General features: G+C 70.9%; 26 protein-coding genes. 16 read left to right on the top strand and 10 right to left on the bottom strand.

Features of this window, described 5'->3' with window-relative positions; all coding sequences use genetic code 11:
• The first annotated feature begins 61 nt into the window (after nt 1–61).
• From G531_RS0110035 to G531_RS0110020, 4 genes are read left to right on the top strand one after another with little or no spacing between them, the layout of a single operon-like run.
• Nucleotides 62–1,102 carry an alcohol dehydrogenase catalytic domain-containing protein gene (locus G531_RS0110035; protein ID WP_211221818.1) on the top strand — a complete coding sequence of 347 codons (1,041 nt, stop codon included), beginning with the start codon at nt 62–64 and terminating at the stop codon, nt 1,100–1,102.
• Between the two features lie 28 nt (nt 1,103–1,130).
• A complete protein-coding gene (locus tag G531_RS0110030; protein WP_026927160.1) occupies nt 1,131–2,399 on the top strand; it encodes an MFS transporter in 1,269 nt (422 codons plus the stop codon).
• Nucleotides 2,396–3,514, top strand: coding sequence for a flavin monoamine oxidase family protein (locus G531_RS0110025; protein WP_035758488.1), 1,119 nt, complete (start codon nt 2,396–2,398; stop codon nt 3,512–3,514). Before G531_RS0110030 ends, G531_RS0110025 begins: the two co-directional genes overlap by 4 nt.
• A complete protein-coding gene (locus G531_RS0110020) occupies nt 3,499–4,044 on the top strand; it encodes a DinB family protein (RefSeq protein WP_211221817.1) in 546 nt (181 codons plus the stop codon). Before G531_RS0110025 ends, G531_RS0110020 begins: the two co-directional genes overlap by 16 nt.
• A gap of 13 nt (nt 4,045–4,057) precedes the next feature.
• On the opposite strand, the gene G531_RS24560 is transcribed toward G531_RS0110020, so the two are convergent.
• Nucleotides 4,058–4,924, bottom strand: coding sequence for a helix-turn-helix domain-containing protein (locus G531_RS24560; RefSeq protein WP_051215325.1), 867 nt, complete (start codon nt 4,922–4,924; stop codon nt 4,058–4,060).
• 76 nt (nt 4,925–5,000) lie between these two features.
• Here G531_RS24560 and G531_RS0110010 point away from each other — a divergent pair, with 76 nt between their 5' ends.
• Together G531_RS0110010 and G531_RS0110005 are read left to right on the top strand one after the other, a co-directional pair.
• A complete protein-coding gene (locus tag G531_RS0110010; RefSeq protein ID WP_026927157.1) occupies nt 5,001–5,600 on the top strand; it encodes a dihydrofolate reductase family protein in 600 nt (199 codons plus the stop codon).
• 88 nt (nt 5,601–5,688) lie between these two features.
• Entirely contained in the window at nt 5,689–6,114 is a 426-nt protein-coding gene (locus G531_RS0110005; protein WP_145978777.1) for a hypothetical protein, read from the top strand.
• 28 nt (nt 6,115–6,142) lie between these two features.
• Here G531_RS0110005 and G531_RS0110000 read toward each other — a convergent pair whose 3' ends face one another.
• Both G531_RS0110000 and G531_RS0109995 read right to left on the bottom strand, forming a co-directional pair.
• Nucleotides 6,143–6,733, bottom strand: a complete 591-nt coding sequence (locus G531_RS0110000; protein WP_026927155.1) for a hypothetical protein — start codon at nt 6,731–6,733, stop codon at nt 6,143–6,145.
• 56 nt (nt 6,734–6,789) lie between these two features.
• On the bottom strand, nt 6,790–7,692 hold the full coding sequence (locus G531_RS0109995) for a LysR family transcriptional regulator (protein WP_035758487.1): 903 nt from the start codon (nt 7,690–7,692) through the stop codon (nt 6,790–6,792).
• Between the two features lie 94 nt (nt 7,693–7,786).
• Between G531_RS0109995 and G531_RS0109990 the strand changes: the two genes are divergently transcribed.
• The gene (locus G531_RS0109990; RefSeq protein ID WP_145978778.1) at nt 7,787–8,833 is read left to right on the top strand and encodes a YeiH family protein; all 1,047 of its coding nucleotides are present in this window, start codon (nt 7,787–7,789) and stop codon (nt 8,831–8,833) included.
• Nucleotides 8,834–8,855: 22 nt separating this feature from the next.
• Here the strand turns inward: G531_RS0109990 and G531_RS0109985 are convergent, their stop codons facing one another.
• From G531_RS0109985 to G531_RS0109975, 3 genes are all read right to left on the bottom strand, one after another.
• Complete coding sequence (locus tag G531_RS0109985) at nt 8,856–9,320, bottom strand: MerR family transcriptional regulator (RefSeq protein ID WP_026927152.1); 465 nt, start codon at nt 9,318–9,320, stop codon at nt 8,856–8,858.
• Entirely contained in the window at nt 9,317–9,670 is a 354-nt protein-coding gene (locus G531_RS0109980) for a hypothetical protein (protein WP_026927151.1), read from the bottom strand. The genes G531_RS0109985 and G531_RS0109980 overlap by 4 nt, the downstream gene beginning before the upstream one ends.
• Nucleotides 9,671–9,734: 64 nt before the next feature.
• Nucleotides 9,735–10,166 carry an ester cyclase gene (locus tag G531_RS0109975; RefSeq protein WP_026927150.1) on the bottom strand — a complete coding sequence of 144 codons (432 nt, stop codon included), beginning with the start codon at nt 10,164–10,166 and terminating at the stop codon, nt 9,735–9,737.
• Between the two features lie 57 nt (nt 10,167–10,223).
• On the opposite strand from G531_RS0109975, the gene G531_RS0109970 reads away from it, so the two are divergent.
• Nucleotides 10,224–10,856 (top strand): TetR/AcrR family transcriptional regulator, encoded by a 633-nt coding sequence (locus G531_RS0109970; RefSeq protein ID WP_051215323.1) that lies wholly within the window; start codon nt 10,224–10,226, stop codon nt 10,854–10,856.
• A 275-nt stretch (nt 10,857–11,131) separates the two neighbouring features.
• Here G531_RS0109970 and G531_RS21725 read toward each other — a convergent pair whose 3' ends face one another.
• From G531_RS21725 to G531_RS21720, 3 genes are all read right to left on the bottom strand, one after another.
• Nucleotides 11,132–12,109: an FAD-dependent monooxygenase gene (locus G531_RS21725; protein ID WP_051215322.1), complete on the bottom strand. Its 978-nt coding sequence runs from the start codon at nt 12,107–12,109 to the stop codon at nt 11,132–11,134.
• An 11-nt stretch (nt 12,110–12,120) separates the two neighbouring features.
• The gene (locus G531_RS0109960) at nt 12,121–13,008 is read right to left on the bottom strand and encodes an aldo/keto reductase (RefSeq protein WP_035758486.1); all 888 of its coding nucleotides are present in this window, start codon (nt 13,006–13,008) and stop codon (nt 12,121–12,123) included.
• 198 nt (nt 13,009–13,206) lie between these two features.
• Nucleotides 13,207–13,863 carry a DedA family protein gene (locus G531_RS21720; RefSeq protein ID WP_051215321.1) on the bottom strand — a complete coding sequence of 219 codons (657 nt, stop codon included), beginning with the start codon at nt 13,861–13,863 and terminating at the stop codon, nt 13,207–13,209.
• 133 nt (nt 13,864–13,996) lie between these two features.
• On the opposite strand from G531_RS21720, the gene G531_RS0109950 reads away from it, so the two are divergent.
• The 4 genes from G531_RS0109950 (at nt 13,997) to G531_RS0109935 (ending at nt 18,176) form a co-directional block, all read left to right on the top strand.
• Nucleotides 13,997–14,872 carry a hypothetical protein gene (locus tag G531_RS0109950; RefSeq protein ID WP_026927147.1) on the top strand — a complete coding sequence of 292 codons (876 nt, stop codon included), beginning with the start codon at nt 13,997–13,999 and terminating at the stop codon, nt 14,870–14,872.
• A 38-nt stretch (nt 14,873–14,910) separates the two neighbouring features.
• Nucleotides 14,911–15,897, top strand: coding sequence for a neutral zinc metallopeptidase (locus tag G531_RS0109945; RefSeq protein WP_026927146.1), 987 nt, complete (start codon nt 14,911–14,913; stop codon nt 15,895–15,897).
• Between the two features lie 23 nt (nt 15,898–15,920).
• Nucleotides 15,921–16,847, top strand: coding sequence for a neutral zinc metallopeptidase (locus tag G531_RS0109940; RefSeq protein WP_026927145.1), 927 nt, complete (start codon nt 15,921–15,923; stop codon nt 16,845–16,847).
• Nucleotides 16,848–16,988: 141 nt separating this feature from the next.
• On the top strand, nt 16,989–18,176 hold the full coding sequence (locus G531_RS0109935) for a L,D-transpeptidase family protein (protein ID WP_081684011.1): 1,188 nt from the start codon (nt 16,989–16,991) through the stop codon (nt 18,174–18,176).
• A 30-nt stretch (nt 18,177–18,206) separates the two neighbouring features.
• On the opposite strand, the gene G531_RS0109930 is transcribed toward G531_RS0109935, so the two are convergent.
• A complete protein-coding gene (locus tag G531_RS0109930; RefSeq protein WP_026927143.1) occupies nt 18,207–19,076 on the bottom strand; it encodes an exodeoxyribonuclease III in 870 nt (289 codons plus the stop codon).
• Between the two features lie 259 nt (nt 19,077–19,335).
• Here G531_RS0109930 and G531_RS0109925 point away from each other — a divergent pair, with 259 nt between their 5' ends.
• The 4 genes from G531_RS0109925 to G531_RS0109910 all read left to right on the top strand — a co-directional run bounded on the left by G531_RS0109925 (nt 19,336) and on the right by G531_RS0109910 (nt 23,464).
• The gene (locus G531_RS0109925; RefSeq protein WP_026927142.1) at nt 19,336–20,271 is read left to right on the top strand and encodes a DMT family transporter; all 936 of its coding nucleotides are present in this window, start codon (nt 19,336–19,338) and stop codon (nt 20,269–20,271) included.
• Entirely contained in the window at nt 20,268–21,452 is a 1,185-nt protein-coding gene (locus G531_RS0109920; protein ID WP_026927141.1) for a glycosyltransferase, read from the top strand. Before G531_RS0109925 ends, G531_RS0109920 begins: the two co-directional genes overlap by 4 nt.
• A gap of 97 nt (nt 21,453–21,549) precedes the next feature.
• Nucleotides 21,550–22,521: a DUF4192 domain-containing protein gene (locus G531_RS0109915; RefSeq protein WP_026927140.1), complete on the top strand. Its 972-nt coding sequence runs from the start codon at nt 21,550–21,552 to the stop codon at nt 22,519–22,521.
• A gap of 4 nt (nt 22,522–22,525) precedes the next feature.
• Nucleotides 22,526–23,464: a PfkB family carbohydrate kinase gene (locus tag G531_RS0109910; protein ID WP_026927139.1), complete on the top strand. Its 939-nt coding sequence runs from the start codon at nt 22,526–22,528 to the stop codon at nt 23,462–23,464.
• The last annotated feature ends 28 nt before the right edge of the window (nt 23,465–23,492 follow it).

Below are 23,492 nucleotides of genomic sequence, written 5' to 3'. Positions count from 1 at the left end.
ACCCCGGACGCCCGGTCCCTCGTATCCTGCTCCGGCAGCACCCACCGACCGGAGGAACCCCGTGGCAGACCTGGCAACCATGATGCGCGTGCACACACCCGGCGGCGAACTGGTCGCCGACCGGGTCGAGGTCGGTACGCCCCCGCCCGGCTGGGTGGCCCTCGACGTCGTGGCCAGCGGCGTGTGCCGCGCCGACCTCGGCACGGCCGCCGCCGAGGGTGCGGACCTCCCGGTGACGCCGGGCCATGAGGTGGCCGGGACCATCTCCGAGCTGGGGGAGGGGATCTCCGGCTGGCAGGTCGGCGACCGCGTTGCCGTCGGCTGGTTCGGCGGCAGCTGTGGACACTGCCGCGCCTGCCGAACCGGCGACGTGGTGCACTGCCCGGAGCGCCGGATCCCCGGCGTGAGCTACCCCGGCGGCTGGACCAGCCGATTCCTGGCCCCGGCCGCCGCGCTGGCGCGGATCCCCGACGGGCTCGACTTCGTCGATGCCGCACCGATGGGCTGCGCCGGGGTAACGACCTTCAACGCCCTGCGCACCGCGGACGTGCCCGCCGGCGGGCGGGTCGCGATCTTCGGGATCGGCGGCCTGGGCCACCTCGCGGTGCAGTTCGCCGCGGCGATGGGGTACGAGGTCGTCGCGATCGCGCGCGGACCGGAGCGCTCCGAGATCGCCCACCAGCTGGGCGCCGACCACTACCTGGACAGCACCGCGACGCCGCCCGGCCGAGCCCTGCGCGCCCTCGGTGGCGCGGACGCGATCATCGCCACCGCTTCGTCCACCGAGCCGGTCGCCGAACTCATCGCCGGCCTCCGGCCGCACGGGCGGCTCGTCCTGATCGGCGTCGACGCCGGCGCCCTGCAACTGCCCGTCGGGTCGATGGTGAGTCACGCGCTGACCGTCACCGGCCACATCACCGGCAGCCCCACCGACACCGAACAGGCAATGGAGTTCGCGGTCGGCAACGGGGTGCGACCCGTCACGCAGATCTACCCGCTCGTCGATGCCCCGACCGCGCTGGCCGACCTCCGGGACGGCCGGGCGCGATTCCGCCTCGTGCTCGACGCGACCGTGGCGCCGGGCGATGCCGCCCGCGGCTGACCACCCACCCGTACGCAGAGGAGAATCCATGACCACAGTGACCATCGCCCCCGGCGCGGCCCGTTCGCGGCTGCAGCGACGCACCCTCATCGTGCTGGTCATCACCCAGATCGTCGGCACGGTCGGCGTCGGCGTGGCGCCCTCGATCGGGATCCTGCTGGCCGGGGAGATCACCCAGAATGAGGCCTGGGCGGGACTGGCCCGGACCGCGAGCACACTTGGCGCGGCCTTGATGGGCGTACCCCTGGGCACCCTGGCCGCCCGCTACGGACGCCGGGTCGCCCTGACGTCGGGCTGGTGGACCGCCGCGGTCGGCAGCGTGCTGCTGGTCCTCGCCGCCCAGCGCAGCCTGGTGGTGCTCCTGTTCATCGGCCTGTTCCTGATGGGCGCCGGCCTGGCCGTCAGTCTGCAGGCCCGCTTCGCCGCCACCGATCTGGCCGAGCCGCGCCACCACGGTCGGTCCCTGTCGCTGATCGTCTGGGTGGGCACGATCGGGTCGGTCCTGGGCCCGAACCTGGCAGTGCCGGGCCGACTGATCACCGGGGCCACCGGGCTCACCCTCTATGCCAGCGCGTTCCTCATCGCCGCGGTCTGCATGGCCGTGGCCGGCGCGGTCGTCTTCGCGCTGCTGCGTCCCGACCCACTCCGGGTGGCCCAGCGGGACGCCGCAGAAGCCAAGACCGGTCCCCGCCGCGGCGCGATCGCCCGGATGTTCGCCGAACTGCGGATCAACCCCGGAGCCCGGTACGCCGTGCTCGCGATCGTCTCCGCCCAGGTCGTGATGGTCTCGATCATGACGATGACCCCGGTGCACCTGACCCACCAAGGCGGGTCGGTGGAGATCGTCGGAGTGACCATCAGCCTGCACATCCTCGGCATGTACGCCCTGTCGCCGGTCGTCGGTCAGCTCACCGACCGGCTGGGACACCGGGCCACGATCAGCATCGGGATCGTGATCTTCGTCGCCTCCCTCGTCATCGGTGCCCTGCAGCCCGAGAAATTCGGCTGGATCATCACCTCGCTCATCCTGCTCGGCCTCGGGTGGTCCTTCGTGAACGTGTCCGGCTCGGCCCTGTTCAGCTCGGTCGTGTCCGCTGACACCAAGGCGGCCGCCCAGGGTGGCGTGGATGCCGTGTCGAATCTGTTCGGGGCCACCGCGGCGTTCGCTGCTGGGCCGCTGCTGGCCGCCAGTTCCTTCCCGGTGCTTTCGCTGCTGGCGATCGTCGTCCTCGTTCCGCTCGCGGTGCTGGTCCTGGTACGCAGCCCGCGGTCGTTCCTGCCCCAGGACGCGGCATGAGCACCGGGACGCCGCCGGCGGTTCCCGGCCGGGCCGATGTGGTCGTGGTCGGCGCCGGGGCGGCGGGGCTGGTGGCTGCGTACGTCCTGGTCGGGGCCGGGCTGGACGTCATCGTGCTGGAGGCCCGGGACCGGGTCGGCGGGCGTGCCCACTCGGTGCCGGTCGAGGGCGGGACGATCGACCTCGGAGCCACCTGGTTCTGGGGGAACGAGCCGGTGATCCACTCCCTGGCCGACCGACTCGGCGTACCGACCTTCGCCCAGCACCTCGACGGCGACGCGCTGTTCGAGGCCGGGACGGTGCAGCGCCTGCAGGGGAGCCCCATCGACACTCCCGCCGCTCGCTTCACCGGTGGAGCGCAGCACCTGCTCGACGCGCTGGCAGCGGTCCTCCCCGCCGGCACCCTGCGGCTGGCCCAGCCGGTTGAGGCGATCGCGGTCGACCCGGCCGGCGTCCGGATCCGCATCCCGGCGGGCGAGATCGCTGCCGCACACGCGATCCTGGCCCTGCCCCCGGCGCTGGCGGCCGAGTCGATCGCCTTCGCCCCGGACCTGCCGCCCGAGGTACGCCGGGTCGCGGCGCGGACCGCGGTCTGGATGGGATCGATGATCAAAGCTGTCGCGGTGTTCGACACCCCCTTCTGGCGCGCGCGGGGCCTGGCCGGCTCGGCGATGAGTCACCGCGGACCCTTCCGCGAATTCCACGACCACAGCGGACCGCAGGGGGCGCCGGCCGCCCTCTTCGGCTTCGCGCCGGCCGAGGCCCTGGCCGGCGCGTCGGACCGGGCGATCGCCCAGGTCTTCGGCGACCAACTGGCCCGGCTGTTCGGTCCGGACACCCCGCCGCCGCGGGCGATCCATGTCCGGAACTGGAGCGCGGAGCGCTACACCCAGCCGGTGCACGGGGGAGAGGACATGAGTACCTTCGGCGACCCGGCGTACGCTCGGCCCGTGCACGGCCGGCTCCACTGGGCGTCGACCGAGACCGCGCCGGCCTTTGCCGGGCACCTCGAAGGAGCTCTCCGCTCCGGGCTCCGGGCCGCCGAGGCCGTCCGGACCACCTGCTCGGCCATCCCGGAAACCGATCCAAGGAGCACGCCATGTCCGACCAACTGATGCCGCTGCCCGCCCTGCTGGAGGAGTACGACCGCGCCTGCGCCTACACCGAGGAACTGTGGCGTGACCTGACTCCGGAGGAAGTGGTGTGGCGACCGCACGAGAACTTCTCGGCGATCGGCTGGCACCTCGGCCACCAGGCCCATGTCGCGCACTTCATGATCCGCAACCTCACCGCGGCCGAGCCCAGCCCCGACCCCGAACTCGACCGAATCATGGATTCGGCCAACCCCGAGCCGTTGCGCGGCGAACTGCCCACGACCGACCGGCTGCGGCGCTTCCGCAGCACCGTCGCCGAACGGGTCCACGACCGAGTCGGTGCGATCGCCGCCGGCCGGGTCGGGGCACCGGAGCAACTCACCGCCGTCGCCGGCTACCTGCTGACCGCGATCATCAATCACGAATACCAGCACGATCAGTGGATCGCCGAGGTCCGGTCGCAGAACCTCGGTCATCAGCTCCCCGCGGATCCCGCCAGTGATGCGGTACGCCGGGTCGACGGTTATCTGCTCCTCGACCCGCTGCGCTGACCCGCGCGGACGCTCAGCGCCGACCGGGCGGTAGGAGCTCCGGGGCTCCGCCGATCGCGGCCCGGGCGGTGGGGGTCCGCTCGGGGGTCAGTTCGGAGGGGGTCCAGCCGGAGAAGCGGCGTACCTCCCGGATCAGATGACTCTGATCGGCGAACCCCAGGCGAGCGGCCACCTCGGCGGCCGGCCGGTCGGGGAGTGCGGTCAGGGCGTGCTCGAACCGAACCACCCGGGCCGCGGTCTTCGGCGAGACGCCGATCTGCTCGGTGAAGCGCGCGATCGCGTGGCGCTGGCTCCAGCCGGTCTGCGCGATCAACTCGCCGATCCGAGCGCGGCCCGAGGTGCGCCGAATCTGCTCCCACATCCAGGCCACGAACGGCTCCGGACGCAGGCTTGCGGTCGTGAGCCGGTGCCGCAGCGCGCGATCGACCAGCGCGAAACGGTCCGCCCAGGTACCCGCACCCCGGAGCTGATCGCGGAACCCGGCGCCGAGCCAGGGCGCCACCGCATCCGCGTCGAGCACGCGGCCGGCCAGTTCCCGGCCGGGCACCCCGAGCAGCCGGGTGACCCCGAGCGGGGTGAGGTAGATCTGCAGGCAGTGCTGTTCGGCCTCGAACCGGGTGCTCGCATAGCCGGGCATGAATCCGGCGATGAACGACCGGTGCCGGCCCACCCCGACCCCGTTGGACAGGCTGACCACATCGAGCGTCGGGCCGAACGACAGGATCAGCGGAATCAGGCTGCCCGCCGGCTGACGCCGGGCCACCGGGTGCGCGCTGTGCTGGGCAAAGCCCACGATGCCGGCGACGAGGCCGGCGAGTTCGGGCGGGACCGGGTGCCGGATCAGGATCGGGCCCGGCGCCGGCGCGGCGGGATCGAGCATGGGCGTCCCTCCGATCAGTTTTCTTCAAGCCGCCGAGCGCTCCGCGGCCGCACCATGGCGGAGAAAGGAGCACATCATGAGCAAGCTGATCGCCATTGAGTTTCTCTCCGTCGACGGGGTGATGCAAGGGCTGGGGTCCCCCGACGAGGACCGCGACGGCGGGTTCGAACACGGTGGCTGGGGTGCCCCGTACGCCGAGGCCATCCACACCACGGCCGCCGCGGGCGCCCTGGGCAACACCACCGGCTATCTGTTCGGGCGGCGTACCTACGAGAAGATGGCCGCCTACTGGCCGACGGTGTCCGCTGACAACCCGATGGCCGCGCACCTGAACGCCACCCCCAAGTACGTCGTCAGTGCCACGCTGACCGATCCGGGCTGGGCGCCGACCCGGGTGCTGACGGGGGATCTCTCCGGGAACATCGCGGCGCTCAAGGAAGCCGGTATCGGCGACATCGTCATCCTGGGCAGCGGCATGCTGGTGCGCCGGCTCCTGCACGACGAGCTGATCGACGGGCTGCGGCTGTTCGTGCATCCGCTCCTGCTCGGCTCGGGCAAGCGGCTGTTCGGTGATCTCCCCGCGCCGCGCCCGCTGCGCCTGGTGGGCTCGGACACCACCGCGCTGGGGAGCCTGGTGCTGGCGTACGAGTTCGAGCCGAGATCCTTGACGTTGTAGCAATGTAATTGTGTAATCGTGTATGGGTGAAATCAGAGCATGGTTCGTAGGGCGGCTTCCCGAGGAGTGGTTCATCGGGGAACCCGAGGTGGAAGTGGATCGCGACGAGATCCTCGTGGTCGGCGGGCTGCAACCGCCCGAAGCCGAGGGTGACGCCGCGCAGCGGGCGGCCGAGGCCGGCCGGATCAACCGGTTCCGGGAGGAAACCCGGCACAAGCGGATGCAGATCGCCGATGAGGCCGAGGCCCGGTTCGGGCGCAAGGTTGCCTGGGGGGCGCGCTGCGGGGAGACCCGGCAGTTGTTCACCACCTTGTCGGTCCCGGTGATGACCCGGTTGCGGCAACCCGAACGGCAGGTCCTGGACACGTTGGTGGAGGCCGGGGTGGCTCGCTCCCGGTCCGAGGCACTGGCCTGGTCGGTCCGGTTGGTCGGTCAGCACGAGAGCGACTGGATCGCCGAACTACGGCGTGCGCTGGTCGCGGTGCAGGAGGCGCGGGCGGCGGGCCCGGCCTGATCTGCGGCGTGGCCGCCGTGCCCGGGGGTCAGTCGGTGGTGATGCCCTGCTGCCGGGCGTACGCGCGGATCGCGTCGGCCAACGGCGTCCAGTGCGCGGAGGGGATATCGCGCTGCAGGTTGTAGATGATCAACTGCGGGTGCGGCTGGCTGTGCCGACCCGGGACCAGCGCCTGCGGCGGCACGGGGGTCGTGGTGTGTATGTGCAGTTCGAACTCCCCGTCCAGCACGCCGGTGTCGGCGGCGATGGCATCGTTCAGCCGGGCCCCGAGCGTACGCGCGCGGCGGGTGGAGCGGATCTCGGCGACCCGGACATCGGTGACCCGGGACCAGGGGAGGAACAGCCGCCCGTCGCCGATGCCGTCCTGGTTGACCACCAGGACCGGCCCGTAGCCGCCTTCGGGGTCGGCGCGGAAGGACGGCAGGGTGGAGCGGACCAGGCCGTACAGCGCGACCGCCAGCAGCACCATCGCGACGACCGGCATCACCCCTCCCTCGGCCAGGAACATCGCGACCGCCCCGACCAGCAGGGCGCCCAGGAGCAGGAACAGCACGATCGCTCCGCTGCGCTGCTTGGTGCGGCGCCCGGGGGCGGGGAAGATCACGATGTCCTGCTGCATGGCTGCACTGTAGCCACGCCCCGGGCTCAGCGGCGCACCCAAGCCGTCCGCGTCGGTCAGGTCCCGGGCGCGAGCGCGAGGAAGTCGCGTACGCCCGGCCCGGCGCGACCGGCCCAGATCGCGGTCAGCGGCCGCTGGATGCGGAGATTGCGGATGCGGACCCGAACCAGCCGGCCGGCCTGCAGGTCGTCGGCGACCGCAAGCGAGCTGAGCGCCCCCGGGGCGGTGCCGGCCATCACCGCGCTGCGCAGGGCGAGAGTGGTCCGGGCGACCTCGGCCGGCTCGGCGGTCCGCGGGTGGCCCGCGGTCCGCAGCGCGTCGTCGAAGGTCTGCCGGGTCCCTGACCCCGGTTCGCGCAGGACCAGCGGGGTCCGGGCGAGCTCGGGGATCGACACGGCGCGGGTGACCGCCCAGCGATGGGTACCGGCGACCACGACCTCGATGGTGTCGGCCCCGATCGGTCGCGAGGTCAGATCGGCCGGGATCGCGGGGGTCTCGATGAAGCCGAGGTCGGCGGTTCCCTCCCGGACGGCTTCGGCCACGACGCTGCTGTTCGCGGCGCTGAGTTGCACGGCCGGGCCGGCGGTGCCGAGGTGAACCCGCCAGCGGGCGATCCACTCGGGGATCAGGTGCTCGGCGATGGTCAGGCTGGCCGCAATCCGCAGGGTGTCGGTTCCGGAGTCGTGCAAGGTGCGGGCGGCCGCGGTGAACTCGTCGGCGGCGGTGAGCAGCGGGGCGGCCCAGCCCACCAGGAGTTGGCCGGCCGGGGTCAGGTGGGAGCCGCGGGGGGAGCGGACCAGCAGGCGTACCCGCAGGTCGCGCTCCAGGGCCCGGATCCGCAGCGAGACCGCCTGCTGACTCACCCCCAACCGGGCGCCAGCGGCGGAGATGCTGCCCGACTCCGCGGTGAGCGCCAGCGCGCGGAGTGCCTCCAGGTCCGGTTCCCGGCTTGTGTCCATTCCCACCTCTCGATCATGTGTCACAAGATTAGCTTGTGACCCGGGTGAGAACTGCCCCTACTGCGAGGTGCGCGGTCCGGACACGATGGGCACCATGAAGCTCCATCTCCCGGCGCCGGCCGGTCCGCGTGTTCCCGATGTGCTGCGTACGCTCGCGCCCGGGACCGCGGTTGCCCTGGCGGTCGCCGGGGTCGCGTACGGCATCGGGCTGATCGCACCCGGGGTGTCGCCGATGCTGGTGGCGATCGTGGTCGGCGTCGTGCTCGCCAATCTGGGGTGGCTGCCCGACCGTCTGGCGCCGGGGATCGACTTCGCGGCCAAGAAGCTGTTGCGGGCCGGGATCGTGTTCCTCGGCCTGCACGTGGTCCTGGGGGAGGTACTGGCCCTGGGTGCCCCGATGTTGCTGGTGGTGGTGGCCATCGTGGTCGGCGGGATCGGCGGGACCCTGCTGCTCGGTCGCCTGCTCGGGGTACGCCCGGGCCTGCGCCTGCTGATCGCCTGCGGCTTCTCGATCTGCGGTGCCGCCGCGGTGGCCGGGGTGGCCGGGGTGACCGATCCCGACGGGGAGGACGAGGAGGACACCGTCACCGCGGTGGCGCTGGTGGTGATCTTCGGCACGCTGATGATCGCCGTGGTGCCGCTGCTGGCGCCGGTGCTGGGCCTGGACCCCCGAACCGCGGGACGGTGGGCCGGCGGATCGATCCACGAGGTCGCCCAGGTGGTCGCGGCCGGCGGCCTGCTCGGGCCGGCGGCGCTGACCGTTGCCGTCCTGGTGAAGCTCGCCCGGGTGCTGATGCTGGCCCCGGTGGTCGCGGTACTCAGCGTTCAGGCCCGCCGCCGGGCGGCGACCGGGGACCGCGACGTACGGGGGCGGGCGACGCTGCCGCCGATCGTGCCGCCGTTCGTGCTCGGCTTTCTGGTCATGGTGCTGCTGCGCTCGTACGCCCCCCTGCCCGAGGTCGTCATCGCGGGCGGGGCGGCGCTGCAGACCCTGCTGCTGACCGCCGCGATGTTCGGGCTGGGATGCGGAGTGCGGGTGCGCCGGCTGATCCGGGTCGGCGGACGCCCCTTCCTGCTCGCGGGGCTGGCCACCGTGCTGGTCGCGAGCATCGCGTACGCCGGGGTCACGCTGGTCGGGTGAGTCCCCTGGGTGGCGGTCGTCCTCAGCCCCGGGGGCGGTCGGCCGGCGCGGGCTCGGCGGAGTCGGCCAGGCGGGCGAACGGGAGCGGGCACCCGGGCACGGCGGCGCACTCGATCAGGTCGTCACACCCGACGGCGATCGCCTCGCGCAGGGTCTGCGCGATCAGTTCCAGTTCCGCGATCCGGGCCTCGACATCGGTGAGGCGCTGCCGGGCGCGTTCCTGAAACCGGTGCCCCGCGCCCGGGCCGTGCCGGTGCCGGGCGGTGTCGAGCAGTTCGGCGATCTCGGTGAGGGTGAAGCCGAGTCGCTGGGCGGTCTTGATCACCCGCAGCACGGTGACCGTGTCCGCGCGGTAGAGGCGGTGGCCGCCCAGGCTGCGGTCGGGCCGCTCGAGCAGGCCGCGGTTCTCGTAGTAGCGCAGGGTCTGCAGGTTGACCCCGGCCGCCGCGGCGACCTGGCCCGGGCGCAACCCGGCGTACGTGCTCATCGGGGGAGTCCGGCGAGGGTGGCGGCGCGCCCGACCAGGGCGTCGAGGACCGGCACCCGGGTCGCCGGGACATCGATCCCCAGGCTGAGCCCGTCCGGTTCGGGGGTGAGGGTGAAGGTGAAGAAGCTGCAGCAGCCGACTTCGCGATCGACGAGGTCGCGGACCTGCGCGGGTTCGGCTGTCGCCAGGGTCAATCGGGCCGTGGTCGGGCCGGGGCGCTCGATGGTGCGCAGGGAGCCGGTGAACAGGTCGTCGAACTCCCGCACGCGCAGCGGCTGCTCCACGGTGGGGAGGGTGCAGGATTCCGGTACCCAGGTCGGGGCTGCCGCGGAGGGGGTGTGGTGGGTCATGCCTCCACGGTAAACCTGTACCTGGGTATCGGATTCAAGGTCTTCTTGGCCGGTGTTGCGCCGCTCAGGTGCGTGGCGGTGTGCTCAGTTTGCCGAGCCGAACGAGGATCTCGAAGCGGTCGGGTACGCCCCAGTGTTCGACGATCCGGCCGTCGACCACCCGGGCCACATCGATCACGGTGAGTTGGATCGGTCGCCCGGTCGGTGGACCGAAGAAGGGGCCGGTGTTGGTGCCGTGGCCCACCGCGCGAACCCAGACCGTGTCGCCGGCGGTTGCGACGTCCTCGACGGTGAAGGTCAGATCCGGGAACGCGGTGTGCACCTCCCGAATGCCCTGCTTGATCTTCGCGATCGCCTCGGCGCCGGTGCCGGCCAGGCCGAATTGGTGCTCCACGATGTCGGGGGCACACAGTTCATCCACGATGTCGGCGTCCCCACCGGCAAATCCCTCGTGCAGGATCCGTTCGACGACCTGCGCGCCCACTGAGGTTTTCATGACGAGTCCTCCTTGACTCGCAGCATCTCTGCAGTTAGTGCAGTAGTACTGCAATGAATGCATCGATACTATTCCTGTGTGGTGGATGAGGTCAAGGGATCGACGTATCGGCAGCAGCAGGCCGAGGCGACCAGACTGCGGGTCGCCGATGCTGCGCAGGAGCTGTTCGCCACCGCGGGGTACGGTCCGACCAGCATCGAGGCGATCGCGCGCCGGGCCGGCGTCGGCACCCGCACCGTGTATGCCGCTTTCGGGGCCAAGCGGGAGATCCTGAATCTGATCTGCGAGCGCTGGCTGGAACGCGCGCGGGCCCGGGAACTGGCCGATGAGGTGCTGGGGCAGTCGGATCCGCTGGATCGGCTGCGCGGCGCGGCGCACTGGCTGATCACGCTCTACTCAGCCGACTTCGATGTGGTCCGGATCCTCGATGCGGCGATGGATGGCGACGCCGAGACCCGCAGGCTGCTGCAGGGAAAGCTCCGCGGTCGGAACATGGTGATGGACCGGCTCATGGCTTCAGTCGCCGACCAGCTCGTGGTCCCGCTCGAGCACGCGCAGGCGGTCTTCCGCGCCTATGCCGCCCAGGGGGTGTATGCCGCACTGGTGCTCGATGCGGGGTGGACCCCGGCGCAGGTGGAGTCCTGGCTGGCCGAGACCCTGGTCGTTCAGTTGATGGGAGGCCGGAGCTGAAATCCCTCGAAGAGCGAGGGGTTACCGGGCGCGGTGACCGTTTCGATGCACTCACCGGTGACGGCGTCCAGTCAGCGGGCATTTCGAGTGTGCTGCGGCGCAACGAGAACATCGAAACGGCACTTCGGCCCTCGGTGGCCTGCTCCAACGGCAGCGACAGGTCGAACACTCGGCCCGGGTTGATCGTGCGGTCCCAGATCAGTCGGTTCAGATCCGGCAGGTAGCGCCGCACCGGTGCCGGCCCGCCGTTCCGGGCCGGGGCGGACCGACGCCGGTCAGGACCCGGCCAGGGCCGCAGCATCGTCCAGCGAGGTGGCAAAACCTCGACCGGTCATCGGGGTCGGCACGTGCGCGGCATCACCGACCAGGACCATCCGCCCGCGAACCAGACGCTCGGGCAGGTATTCGGTGATCGGGGTTCCGACGAAGTCGACCCGGCCGAAGGAGTCGGTGATCGCCGATCGCCACGGCTGCGGCCACTGGCCGGCCTCGCCGGCCAGCCCGTCGATCACCTCCGGCGGCAGGTCGGGCGCCCGCAGCGAGTGGTGCCCGACCCCGCCGCGCACTGCCCCCAATTCCCGGAACACCTCGTTGCGGGTGCGGTCGTACCAGGCCCAGCCCAGGCGCCGCCGCCCCGGGGCGGTCGAGCCGTCCGGGCCCGCGAGGGGGTAGCCGAGGAGCAGATGCGCGCCGGAGTCACGGATGTCGAGTCCGCCCGGCCAGGGGCCCGCGTACGCCAGGTCCCGCTCCGCGGCCACCCCGAGCCACAGCACATATCCGGCAAAGCCGGCATCCGGATGTTCCGGGGCGACGCTGCGGCGGACCAGGCTGCGGTGCCCGTCGGCGCCGATCAGCAGGTCTCCGGCGAGTCGTTCCCGGCCGGCCTGCACCCACACCGAGTTCGCGTCCTGGCCGACCGCGCCGACCCGGGTGTCGTGCCGCAGGGTCAGCCGGGGCTCCGCTTCCGCCGCGCGGCACAGCCCCTCGTACAGTCCGGCCCAGGTCGCGGGCACGTCGGTGCCGCGACGGGTGTCCCGCGGACCCGCTGACCGGACCGCAGCGCGGGCGTGTTCGGCCCCCAGAATCGTTCGCAGGTCGGCCTCACGCACCACCAACGAGGCGCCGGAGGGCCGGTGCCGGGGCGCGCGCTCCAGCACCGTCACCCGGTGACCCTGGCGGACGAGGGCGATGGCGGCCATCAGCCCGGCCAGCGAGCCGCCGACCACCAGGACGTCGAGTGGGTCGTGCCGCATCCGGCGTCCGCTCAGGCTTCCGGGATCTGGATGTCGAAGGTGGTCTGGGTGATCGAGGCGGGATCGGGGCCGCCGCGATGGCCGGTCTCCAGGGCGTCGATCCGCGTGAGTTCCTCGTCGCTGAGCGTCACCGCCAGGGAGGCAAAGTTCTCCGCGATCCGGGCCGGGGTGACCGACTTGGGGATCGCGGAGCGCCCCTGTTGGCGGTGCCAGGCGAGCATCACCTGGGCCGGGGTCGCGTCGTGCCGGGCCGCGATCTCGGTCAGGGTCGGATCCTCGAACGCACTGCGCTCGCCACCGCCGTACACGGTGATGCCACCGATCGGAGACCAGGCCTGGGTCAGGATCCCGTGCCGGGCATGGACCTGCTGCAGGGCGCGCTGTTGAAAGTAGGGGTGGACCTCGATCTGGTTCACCGCAGGCACCACGGTGGTCTCGGCGAGCAGGCGGTCCAGCACCTCGGGCATGGTGTTGCTGACTCCGATGGCGCGGACCCGGCCCTGCTCCAGCAGGGTTTCCAGCGCCCGGTACGCCGCCAGGGTCAGGTCGAACTGCGGCGGCATCGGCTGATGCAACAGGAGCAGGTCGATCGTGTCGACCCCGAGCTTGGCCGCGGACTTGTCGAAGGCGTGCAGCGTCTGGTCATAGCCGTAGTCGGTCACCCAGATCTTGGTCTCCAGGAACACCTCGCTGCGGTCGAGGCCACTGCGGCGTACCGCCTCGCCCACCTCGCGCTCGTTGCCGTACGCCGCGGCGGTGTCGATGTGGCGGTAGCCCACCCGCAGGGCCTCCTCGACAACGGCGCGGGTCTGCTCGGGCGGGGTCTGGAAGACGCCGTAGCCCAGGGCGGGGAGCTGGACGCCGTTGTTGAGTGTGAGTAGCGGATTGATCGTGCTCATGGTGGGCCCTCCCTGATGTCGGAGCATGGTCGGATATGAAATATCCGGTTATGACTCCATGATACACGATGCGGATATGAAGTATCCGATTGTGCGTTGGGTTGGGGCCAGGGAGGATCCACACCGGCCGCCGCCGGGGAGAGGCGCGCCTCGCCACGGCGCCGGGGCGAGCGGCGCCGGCTGCGCCGCGGCGGCGGGTCAGTCGGTGGTGTCGGTCGAACCGCTCTGGACCGAGTCCTGTGCGGCCCGGGCGCGACGCGCGTTCCGCCGGATCCGGGCGATGATCCACCACAGCACCAGGGCGATGATGAGCACGTAGATCACGTTGGAGATGGTGTCGGTGTACGGCTCGATGATGTGCCAGTTCTCACCCAGGAAGTAGCCGAAGGTGATGAAGATGGTGTTCCAGATCGCCGACCCGGCCGCGGTCAGCAGGGAGAACTGGCCCAGCGGCATCTTGTAGACCCCGGCCGGGATCGAGATCAGCGACCGGATCCCGGGCACCATCCGGCCGAAGAAGATGCCGAGCCGACCGTGCTTGTCGAACCAGGCCACCGACTTGTCGAAGTCCTCGACCTCCAGCAGCGGCATCTTCTCGCACAGCCAGCGGACCCGCTCGGCGCCGAAGGCCCGGCCGAGCCCATACAGCACGTACGCCCCGGCCAGCGAACCCACGACCGACCAGAGCAGGATCACCCAGTAGGTGTTGACCCCGGTGCCGGCGGTCACGCCCGCGACCGGCAGGATCACCTCCGACGGGATCGGGGGGAACACGTTCTCCAGGAACAGCAGCAGCGCGACGCCGATGCCGCCCAGGTCGCCCATGATCTTCACGGCCCAGTCGACGATGTTCACTAGTATCCTCTCGTGCGCGACCGGCGGCGATCGCGGCGTGGGGTGGGGGTTCGTCCTCTATGGTCCCAAGGATTCGCCGCATTTCCCAACCGGTGGACCGGGGAGGGGAACGGTGCCCGCGTACGCTAGGCCGGTGCACGTGCAGGTGATCGGGGAGTGGCGGCAGCGCCGGGACAGCCATCAGCAACGCGTCGACACGCTGCTGGTCGGCCATCGCGAGCGCACCGACCGGGGCATCAAGGATCCGGTCGAGGACTTTCTGTGGGAGTACTACACCTACCGGCCCTACCAGTTGCGTCGCTGGCACCCCGGGCACACCGGCGTACTGCCGGACGCCGAGGAGTACGCCGAGGTGCGCGACTACATCCGCACCGATCATGGATATCGGGTGGACACCGCCGCCGTGGTGGCCCAGCGGTCCCGCACGATCGCCCGGTTGACCGCCCTGCTGCGGGCCACCGCCGACCGCGCCCCGGCGTACGGCTGCTTCGGGATGCACGAATGGGCGATGGTCTACCGGCTGCGCCCCGAGCGCACCCGCCACCCGCAACTGCCGCTGCGCTTCGACCCGGAACGGCTGGCCCGGATCCTGGAGGAGCGCCCGGTGGTCTGCAGTCACTTCGACGCGTACCGCTTCTTCACCCGCGAGGCCAAACCGCTCAATGCGTACGCCCCGACCCGGGACACCCAGCTCGCGCTGGATCAGCCGGGCTGCCTGCACGTCAACATGGATCTCTACCGGGCGGCGTACAAGCTGTCCCCGCTGATCGAGTCGGAGCTGGTCGTGGACTGCTTCGAGCTCGCCCGCGACATCCGCCGGCTGGACATGGCCGCCAGTGCGTACGACCTGACCGAGCGGGGGATCGAGCCGGTCCGGGTGGAGACCGCGGCGGGCCGAGCCGCGTACGCCGCCGCGCAACGCGAATTCGCCGAACGGGCCCGGCCGCTGCGGACCCGATTGCTGGCGCACCTGGATGTCCTGAGCGAGTTGGCCGCCGCGGTCGGCTAGCCTGCCCGGGAACCTGTCGCCGTCCGCCGAGGAGTCCGATGTCCACTGCGCCGGTGCCCCGCCCGGGCCGTGGGCTCGCGGTCGGACTGAGCCTGGTCGTGGCGGTCGCGATCGTGATCCTGCTGGTCACCGTCGCGACCCCGCACTCGGCGGCGCGGACCGAGGAGACCACGCCGACCCCCAGCGCCTCCGGGTCGGCGAGCGAACCGTCCTGGCAACCCATGGTTCCCGATGTGCAGCTGCCGCCCGGCGACCCGACCTACCGGGCCGACGACGCGCCGCCGCCGGCCGACCACCAGCAGATGACCGCCGCCTCCTCGCGGCTGTACAACGCCGGGTTCCCGGCGAACTCGCAGAGCTGCCGGACCGCGGCCGGGAAGCTGCCCATCCGGACGCCACCGATTCCGGACGACGAACTCGCCGACCATCTCCAGCAGATCGTGAACTGCCTGGTCACGGTGAACCGGCCGGCCCTGGCCGCCCAGGGGATCACCCTGTCCACGCCCACCGTGGTCACTTTCCGGGCGACGGTGACCAGCGCCTGTGGCACCCAGTCGCGCAACGCGTTCTACTGTCCCGACGACCAGTCGATCTACGTCGACACGCTGGCCGATGATCCGGGCAAGAAGTTCTACGCCACCGTGCGCAACGGCTATGTGAATCTGATCAGCCACGAGTTCGGTCACCATCTGCAGCTGCTGGCCGGGATCACCGCCGATTACGCGCAGCGGCAGGCCGGCCTGGACCGGGCCGGGCAGCTGGAACTCTCCCGGCGGCTCGAACTGCAGGCCACCTGCTTCCAGGGCGTCTTCCTCGGCGCGACCTGGCGGGAGCTGGGGGTCACCGACGCCGACTACACCGACCTGATGGGCTGGTTCGCCGACAACAACGACGTCGAATACGGGGAGGGAACCCACGGCTCCGCGGCGGCGATGCAGCGCTGGTTCCGGGCGGGCTTCAACCACCGGCTGAACACCTATGGCCGGTGCAATACTTGGGTCGTCGCGCCGGCGGAGGTGGCCTGAGCGCCGGATCGAGCGGGGGGCGCATGGAGCAACGTCGCAGTGTCCTGGTGTCGGTGCTGGTCTCGGTCGTGCTGGGCGCCCTCGTCGCGGTCGGTGTGGTCCTCGGGGTCGGGACCCGGGCGGAGCCGTCCCCGGTACCGGCGGCCGGGCCGCTGCCCCAGGTCGCGGTCACCGTGCCCGACGCCCAGTTGAACACCAACCTGGCCAGCCCGACCTACACCGCGGCGGACGGGCGCCCGCGCACCGGTTTCACCCAGCTCAACGCGCGGGACTCCCGGCTGTACAACATCACCTTCCGGGCCAATTCCGTCGCCTGCACCCAGCAGCCGCGCCGCCCGGTGCCGGTGCCCGACGCCGATCTCGAGTCGTATCTGACCGGCATCCTGGACTGCCTGGTGGCGATGCACACCAACGCCTTCCAGCGGGCCGGGCTCGAGCTGATCGGCCCCCGACTGCAGCTGTTCGCCGGGACCACCGATTCGCCCTGCGGGTCCCAGGCCAGCTACGCGTTCTACTGCCCCCGCAACGAAACCATCTATCTGGACCGCACCGATGACCCGACGCTGCGGGGCGGGCGGCTGGCGTACCACACCATCCTGGCCCACGAGTTCGCCCACCACCTGCAGCGACTGGCCGGGGTGACCGGCGATCTGCAGGCCCGGTTGCAGGACGCGCCACCCGCCCAGGTCGCCGAACTGACCCGCCGCAACGAGTTGCAGGCCATCTGCCTGAGCGCGGCGATCCTGTCGGCGACCTGGCCGTCCTGGACCGCCACCGACAGCGACTACCTAGCCTGGACCGAGTACCTCGCCGGCGACACCGTCGCGGGACAGACGACCCACGGCTCGACCCGAGCGCGGGCGGCGTGGCTGCGGGCCGGATTCAACCACGAGTGGATCGTGTACGCCCGCTGCAACACCTGGGTGGTGGAACCCGACCGCGTCTCTTGACTCGGTGATCAGGGTTTCAACTGTGATCAGGGTCTCGCTCGTGAGTAATGTTTCAGTTGTGACTCATGTGGCGCGTCGCCATCCATGTGGCTCATGAGGCGAGCATCATACGGGTGACGACAGCTGCCCCAAGGAACCACCATGCCTCCCTTCCCCGCGTCCCTGCGGCGCACCGCGCGCACTGTGCTGGCCACCGGACTCGTTGTGTCGGTGGTCGGCCTGAGCGGGTGCGCCAAGCAATCGGCCGTTCCGCCGGTCGCCGCGCCCGTGCCGGCCGGTCAGACCCAGCCCGCGGCCGACCAGCCCGCGGTCGACCAGCCCGCGGTCGACCAGACCCCGGCGGCGACGACCGACCCCACGACGCAGCCGAGCATCGAGCCGACGCCGACCTCGCCCGCGCCGACCGCGCAGGCCTCGACGGCCCCGGACACCTCGCTCGCCCCGCAGTCGTCGGCGACCCGGTCGACCGCGGCCCGCAGCGCGGCGCCCACCGGTACGCCGAGCCCCGCGCCCACCCGGGGGAGTGTCCCGACCCCGACCGGGTCCGCGAGCAGTGCCGCGCCGACCGCCCCCGCCGCACCGACGCCCACGCCGACCAGCACCCCGTCGAAGTCCGCCGCCGCGGCGCCGACCGGCGGCGTACCCGTGCTGGATCAGGGTGCCCAGGGTGACCGGGTGCGGGACCTGCAGGCCCGCCTCAAGCAACTCGACTGGTTCACCGATCCGGTCACCGGCTACTACGGGTCAGCCACCCGGACGGCGGTCAACGGCTTCCAGGCCAAGCGCGGCCTGCCCACCACCGGTGTGGTCGATCAGCCGACGCTGGACCAGTTGACCGCGATGACCCGGCAGCCGAGCACCGAGGAGTTGACCGGCCGGCCGACGCCCACCCCCACGCCGACCGGGGCACAGACCCCGCAGCCGGGACAGAGCGCGCAGACCCCGCCGGCCGCCGCCGGCCTGGATCCGCGCTGCCTGTCCGGGCGGGTGCTGTGCATCTCCAAGAAGGACAACTCACTGCGCTGGGTGGTCGACGGACAGGTGCAGAAGACCATGGACGTCCGCTTCGGGGTCGATGAAATGCCCACCCGGGAAGGGGCGTTCAGCGTGTTCTGGAAGTCCCGCGACCACGTGTCGACGATCTACCACACCCCGATGCCGTACGCGATGTTCTTCTCCGGCGGACAGGCCGTGCACTACTCCCCGGACTTCGCCGCGCGCGGCTACACCGGCGGATCGCACGGCTGCGTCAACGTGCGGGACAAGGCCGGGGTGACGTGGCTGTTCGATCAGGTCCGCGAGGGCGACAAGGTCATCGTCTACAGCTGAGTCGGCAGTCCGGTCGGCGGCGCGGCCCGGTCAGTCCTTGCTCTGGGGCAGCCGGGTCGTGCCGCGGACCGGTGCCGGCGCCGAGGCCGGCGGTACGACCGGGCCGATATCGCCGTCGGGGGCCTCGTCCAGATCGACGATCACCGGGGCATGGTCGCTGGGCCCCTTGCCCTTGCGCGCCGCCCGGTCCACCCACGCGGCCCGGACCCGCTCGGCCACCGGGCGGCCGGCCAGGATCAGGTCGATCCGCATACCCAGATCCTTGTGGAACATCCCGGCCCGGTAGTCCCAGTAGCTGAACACTCGATCCTGGTCCGGCCAGTGCTCCCGGACCACATCGACCAGGCCGACGTCGATCAATCCCTGCAGGGCGGCGCGCTCCGGGGCGGTCACGTGGGTGTGCCCGGCGTACGCCTCGGGATCGAACACATCCTGATCGGTCGGGGCGATGTTGATGTCCCCGCACAGCGCGACCTCGGCGGGCCCGGCGGCCACCACCTCGCGCAGGGCCTTCAGCCAGTCCAGCTTGTAGTGGTAGTGGTCCGAATCCGGCACTCGCCCGTTCGGCACGTACAGACTGTGCACCCGGACCCCGGCGCAGGTGGCACTGATCGCGCGGGCCTCGGCCTCGGGGAACCCCGGCATTCCGGCAAAACCGCGCTCCACGTCGGCCAGCCCGACCCGGGACAGCAGCGCCACCCCGTTCCACTGCTCCTGTCCGGAGGTCGCGTACGCGTAGCCCAACTCCGCACAGGGCTCACCCACCGCCTCGGCGAAGGCGGCCTCGCTCAGCTTGGTCTCCTGCAGGCACACCACATCGGGGCGGCGCTGCTCCAGCCAGGGCAGCAACCGCGGCAGGCGTTGTTTGGCCGAGTTCACATTCCAGGTCGCGATACGCACGCCGCCGACCCTACCGCCGCCGGCCGACCCGAACCGTCCCCCTGGGTGGGCGCCTTGCCTGCTGCTCCGGCCGGCGGCGTTCGGCGCAGCGGAACGACCGGGTGTGATCCGTCTCACGGGGGCTACCCCGACAGGGAGACCCCCGGCCGATCCGGGGATCAGACCGGGGGACCGATCCGGGCTTGTCCAGCAGGGCAAACCGGGCGAATCGTGAGAGAGTTTTTAGTGTGCAGCAACCATCCGGGCAGGGGAAACGACCATGACACAGCAGGTAGTCATCGCGATCGGCCTCGCCATGATCGCCTCTTTCTGCTTCGCGGTCGGAGCGATCCTGCAGCATCACGGCATCGGAAATTCGGCGGGGGATTCGCAGTCCACCGATCTCACCCCCGGCCGGTTCAAGTCGATGCTGCACGATCGCTGGTGGCTGAGCGGCTCGGCGATCGTGGCCGTCGGAGCCCTGCTGCACCTGATCGGGGTGAACCTGGCCCCGGTGTCGGTGGTGCAACCGGTCGGCATTCTGGCCGTCCCGATCTCGGTCATCATCACCGCCCGGCTGCGGCGCCACGCCCCCAACGCGCGCATGGTCATCGGCATTGTGCTGGCCGTGGTCGGCCTGGTGATGTTCACCTGGTTCGCCACCCGCGATCCGCTGCCCGACACCGTGATCCATCCCCCGCGGATCCTGATCGGTGCACTGATCACGCTGGGGATCGCCTTCGCCTGCATCATCCCGGCCCGCCACGGTCCCGTGCAGTTCCGCACCCTGTGCTGGGCGGCTGCCGGCTCGATCATCTACGGCCTGTCGACCGCGCTGATGAAGGTCGGCTGGACCATGTTCAATGCGGGCAGTTGGGCCCATCCGTACTTCTGGATCACCCTGCTGGGGATCGGGGTCTGCTACCTGGTCGGGATGTTGCTGATCCAGCAGGCGCACGCGGTCGGCGCCCCGGAGATCGTGGTGGGGGCGATGACCGTCGCCGACCCGCTGACCGCGGTCACGTTCGGCATCGCGGTGCTGGGGGAGGGGGCGCACCTGGATGCGGTCTCGGCCACCGGCATGGTCGCGATGGGGGTGCTGGCCGCTTTTGGTGTCTTCCTGTTGTCCAAATATCATCCCGATGCACACCGGTCCGAGGCCGGCGAGCAGCTCAGCGTGGCTGAGGCCGCCATCAAGAAAGGAACTCAGGAGTGAAAATCCTGATTGCCCACGACACGTACCCGCCCGATGTCAACGGGGCTGCCCGGTTCACCGAGCGGTTGGCGACCGGCTTGGTCACGCGCGGACATGAGGTGCATATGATCGCCCCCTCGACCAGCGGTCACCCGCTGGTGGAGGATCGCGACGGCGTGATCGTGCACCGGCTGCGCTCGCACCGCTATCCGCTGGTGGACCAGTTCATGATCTGCATGCCGTGGTCGGCCTCGCATGCGATCAAGCAGATCCTGACCGAAGTCCGCCCCGACGTCGTCCATATCCAGGGGCACTTCCTGATCGGTCGGTACGCCGCCAAGCATGCGACCGCGATGGGGATCCCGCTGGTGGCGACCAACCACTTCATGCCGGAGAACCTGGTGGAACTGGTGCCGATGCCGCGCAAGGCGCAGAAGAAGGTCTCCGACATCGCCTGGTGGGATTTCTCCCGGGTCTACCGCAACGCCAAGATCATCACCGCGCCGACCCCGCGGGCGATCGAGCTGCTGGAGCAGCGCGCCCACCTGACCGGCCTGGCGATCTCCTGCGGCATCGACCGCGACGCCTACGAGAACGCCTCGCGCACCGCCCAGCACGACGCCGTCCCGACCGTGCTGTTCGTCGGTCGGCTGGACCAGGAGAAGCGGGTCGGTGAGCTGATCAAGGCCGCCGCCGCGATGCCGAAGGACCTGAAGTTCCGCGTCGAGATCGTCGGCGACGGATCCTATCGCGAGGAATGGAAGAAGCTCACTCACGAGCTCGGGCTCGAGGAGATCGTCACCTTCCGCGGCTTCATCGATGACGATGAGTTGCTGAAGGCGTACGGGCACTGCGACGTGTTCGTGATGCCGGGTGTGGCCGAGCTGCAGTCGCTGGTCACGTTGGAGGCGATGTCGGCCGGCAAGCCGGTGATCGCGGCCAATGCGATGGCGCTGCCGCACCTGGTCCATCCCGGTGAGAACGGGTTCCTCTTCGAACCCGGCAATGTCGAGGAACTGGCCGGCTATCTGGAGACGCTGCTGCGCGATCCGGAACTGCGCGAGCGGATGGGGCGACGCAGCTCGGAGTTCACCGAGAAGCACGCGATCAACTCGACGCTGACCCGGTTCGAAGCGCTGTACAACGAGGTCATCAACGACAACGTCGTGCCCCTGCGCAAGGCTCGCGGCAAGGTCGCCTGACCTCTGGTTTTCCACAGCTGAAGCCGTCGCGGACTTATCCACAGGTGGGGAAGTCCGCGACGTCGCTTTTTGCCCGCCCGCGGACAGACTTCGGGGCATGAACGAGACCGTACGCGTGGGCAGTCCCACCGACATCCTGGGCCTGGTGCCCTACCTGCTGAACTTTCCGCCCCGGGAATCCCTGGTGGTCGTGCTGATGAGCGGCGGCCGCCTGCGCCTGACCATGCGGGTCGATCTGGCCGAGGTCGCCGGGGCGCAGACCCAGCTGCGGGAGGTCATTGCCCGCCACGACCTCGAGACGGCGGTGCTGATCGGCTACTCGGCGTCCCGGCCGGAGGCGGAGCAGGCCCTGTGGGACACCGTCGAGGCGGTGGAGGGGCTGGTGGCGATCGCCGACGTGATCTACACCGACGACCGGCGCTGGTGGTCGCTGATCTGTGAGGGGGAGTGCTGCCCGCCCGAAGGGACTCCGTACGCGGTCGCCGAGACCAGTGGGGCCGCGCAGGCGGTGCTGGCCGGGTTGACCACGGTGTCCAGCCGGGACGAACTGGTCGGGTGGGCCGACGGGCCCGACGAGGCGACCCGGGCGGCGCTGCGGGCGGCGTACGACCCGGTGCTGGAGGACTGGTACGACCTGGGCCGGATCGAGGCGAAGGTTGATCTGGTCCAGGAACTCGTGCGTACGCACCTGGCGTCCGGGTCCCTGCTGAGCACCGAGGAGGCCATCCTGCTCGCGCTGCTGGTCTACGAGGCGCCGGTGCGCGACGCGGTGCTGCTCGGCTTCGACCGGGAGACCGCCGACAAGCAGGTGGCGCTGTGGCGTCAGGTGGTTGCCGTCGCGCTCGAGCCCTTCGACGTGCCGGTGCTGGGCCTGCTCGGCATCGCCGCCTGGTTGAGCGGGAACGGGGCGCTGCAATCCGCATGCCTGGAACGGGCCGAGGGGCTCAATCCGCATGCGGGCCTGGTCTCGATCCTGCGATCGATCCGCCGACTGACCGCCCCGCCCGAGATGTGGGAACACTGGCGGGCCGATCTTGCTGCGCCGGGGCCGGATCGCTCAGTAGCCTGAGCAGGTGCGATTCGTGGTGTGCGGGGAAGCGCTGATCGATCTGGTTCCGGAGAAGCCGGGGCCCGATCCGGCCATGTCGCGGTGGCAGGCCCGCTCGGCCGGGGGACCGATGAACACCGCGGTCAGCCTGGCCCGACTGGAGGAGCCGACCCAGTTCCTCGGCCGGTTGTCCACCGACCATTTCGGTCAGCAACTGCGTGAGCATCTGCTGCGCAATCGGGTCGGACTGGATCTGTGCGTCACCAGTGCCGAGCCGACCTCGCTGGCCGTGGTCGACCTGGACGCGCAACGCAATGCCAGCTACACCTTCCATTTCGCCCACACCGCGAACTTCGGCTGGCGGGCCGAGGAACTGCCCGAGCTGACCGAGCAGGACTGGTTGCACGTCGGGACCCTGGCCACCGTGGTCGGGTCGGGGCCCGGCGTCCTGCTCGACTGGGCCTGGGAGACCGACGCCCGGCTGTCCTACGACGTGAACGTACGCCCGGATGTGATTCCCGACCCGGCGGAGTACTGGCGGATCGTCCGGCTCTGGCTGGGCGCGGTCGGACGGCGCCACGGGGTGGTCAAGGCCAGTGCCGACGACATCGCCTTCCTGGCCGTCGGCGCGGGTGCGGTGGGTACGCCCTACTCGATCGCCAGCACCTGGTTGAACCAGTTCGAGCTGTCGGCGTTCCTGCTCACCCTGGGCGGCGAGGGCGCGGTGGCGATCACCCCGGGCGGCATCTGGCAGGCAACTGCCCCGGCGGTGGATGTGGTGGACACGATCGGGGCCGGGGATTCGTTCATGGCCGGCGTACTGTGCGGCATCGCGGCCGACCTGGACTGGCAGGCGATCCTGGAGCGGGGGGTGAATGCCGGTGCGGTGGCGGTGAGCCGGCCGGAGGCCCAGGGTCCGACCCGGCGCGAACTGCAGGAGTTCACCTTCGCCTCCCGGCGCTGATCCGGCGACCGGTACACCCCTCGGCAGA

Origin of the sequence: Granulicoccus phenolivorans DSM 17626 = NBRC 107789 = JCM 15570, assembly GCF_000423085.1 — a bacterium.
GTDB lineage: Bacteria > Actinomycetota > Actinomycetes > Propionibacteriales > Propionibacteriaceae > Granulicoccus > Granulicoccus phenolivorans.
Note: the sequence above shows the minus strand (reverse complement) of the source record. Positions and strands in the feature narration are given on the sequence as shown.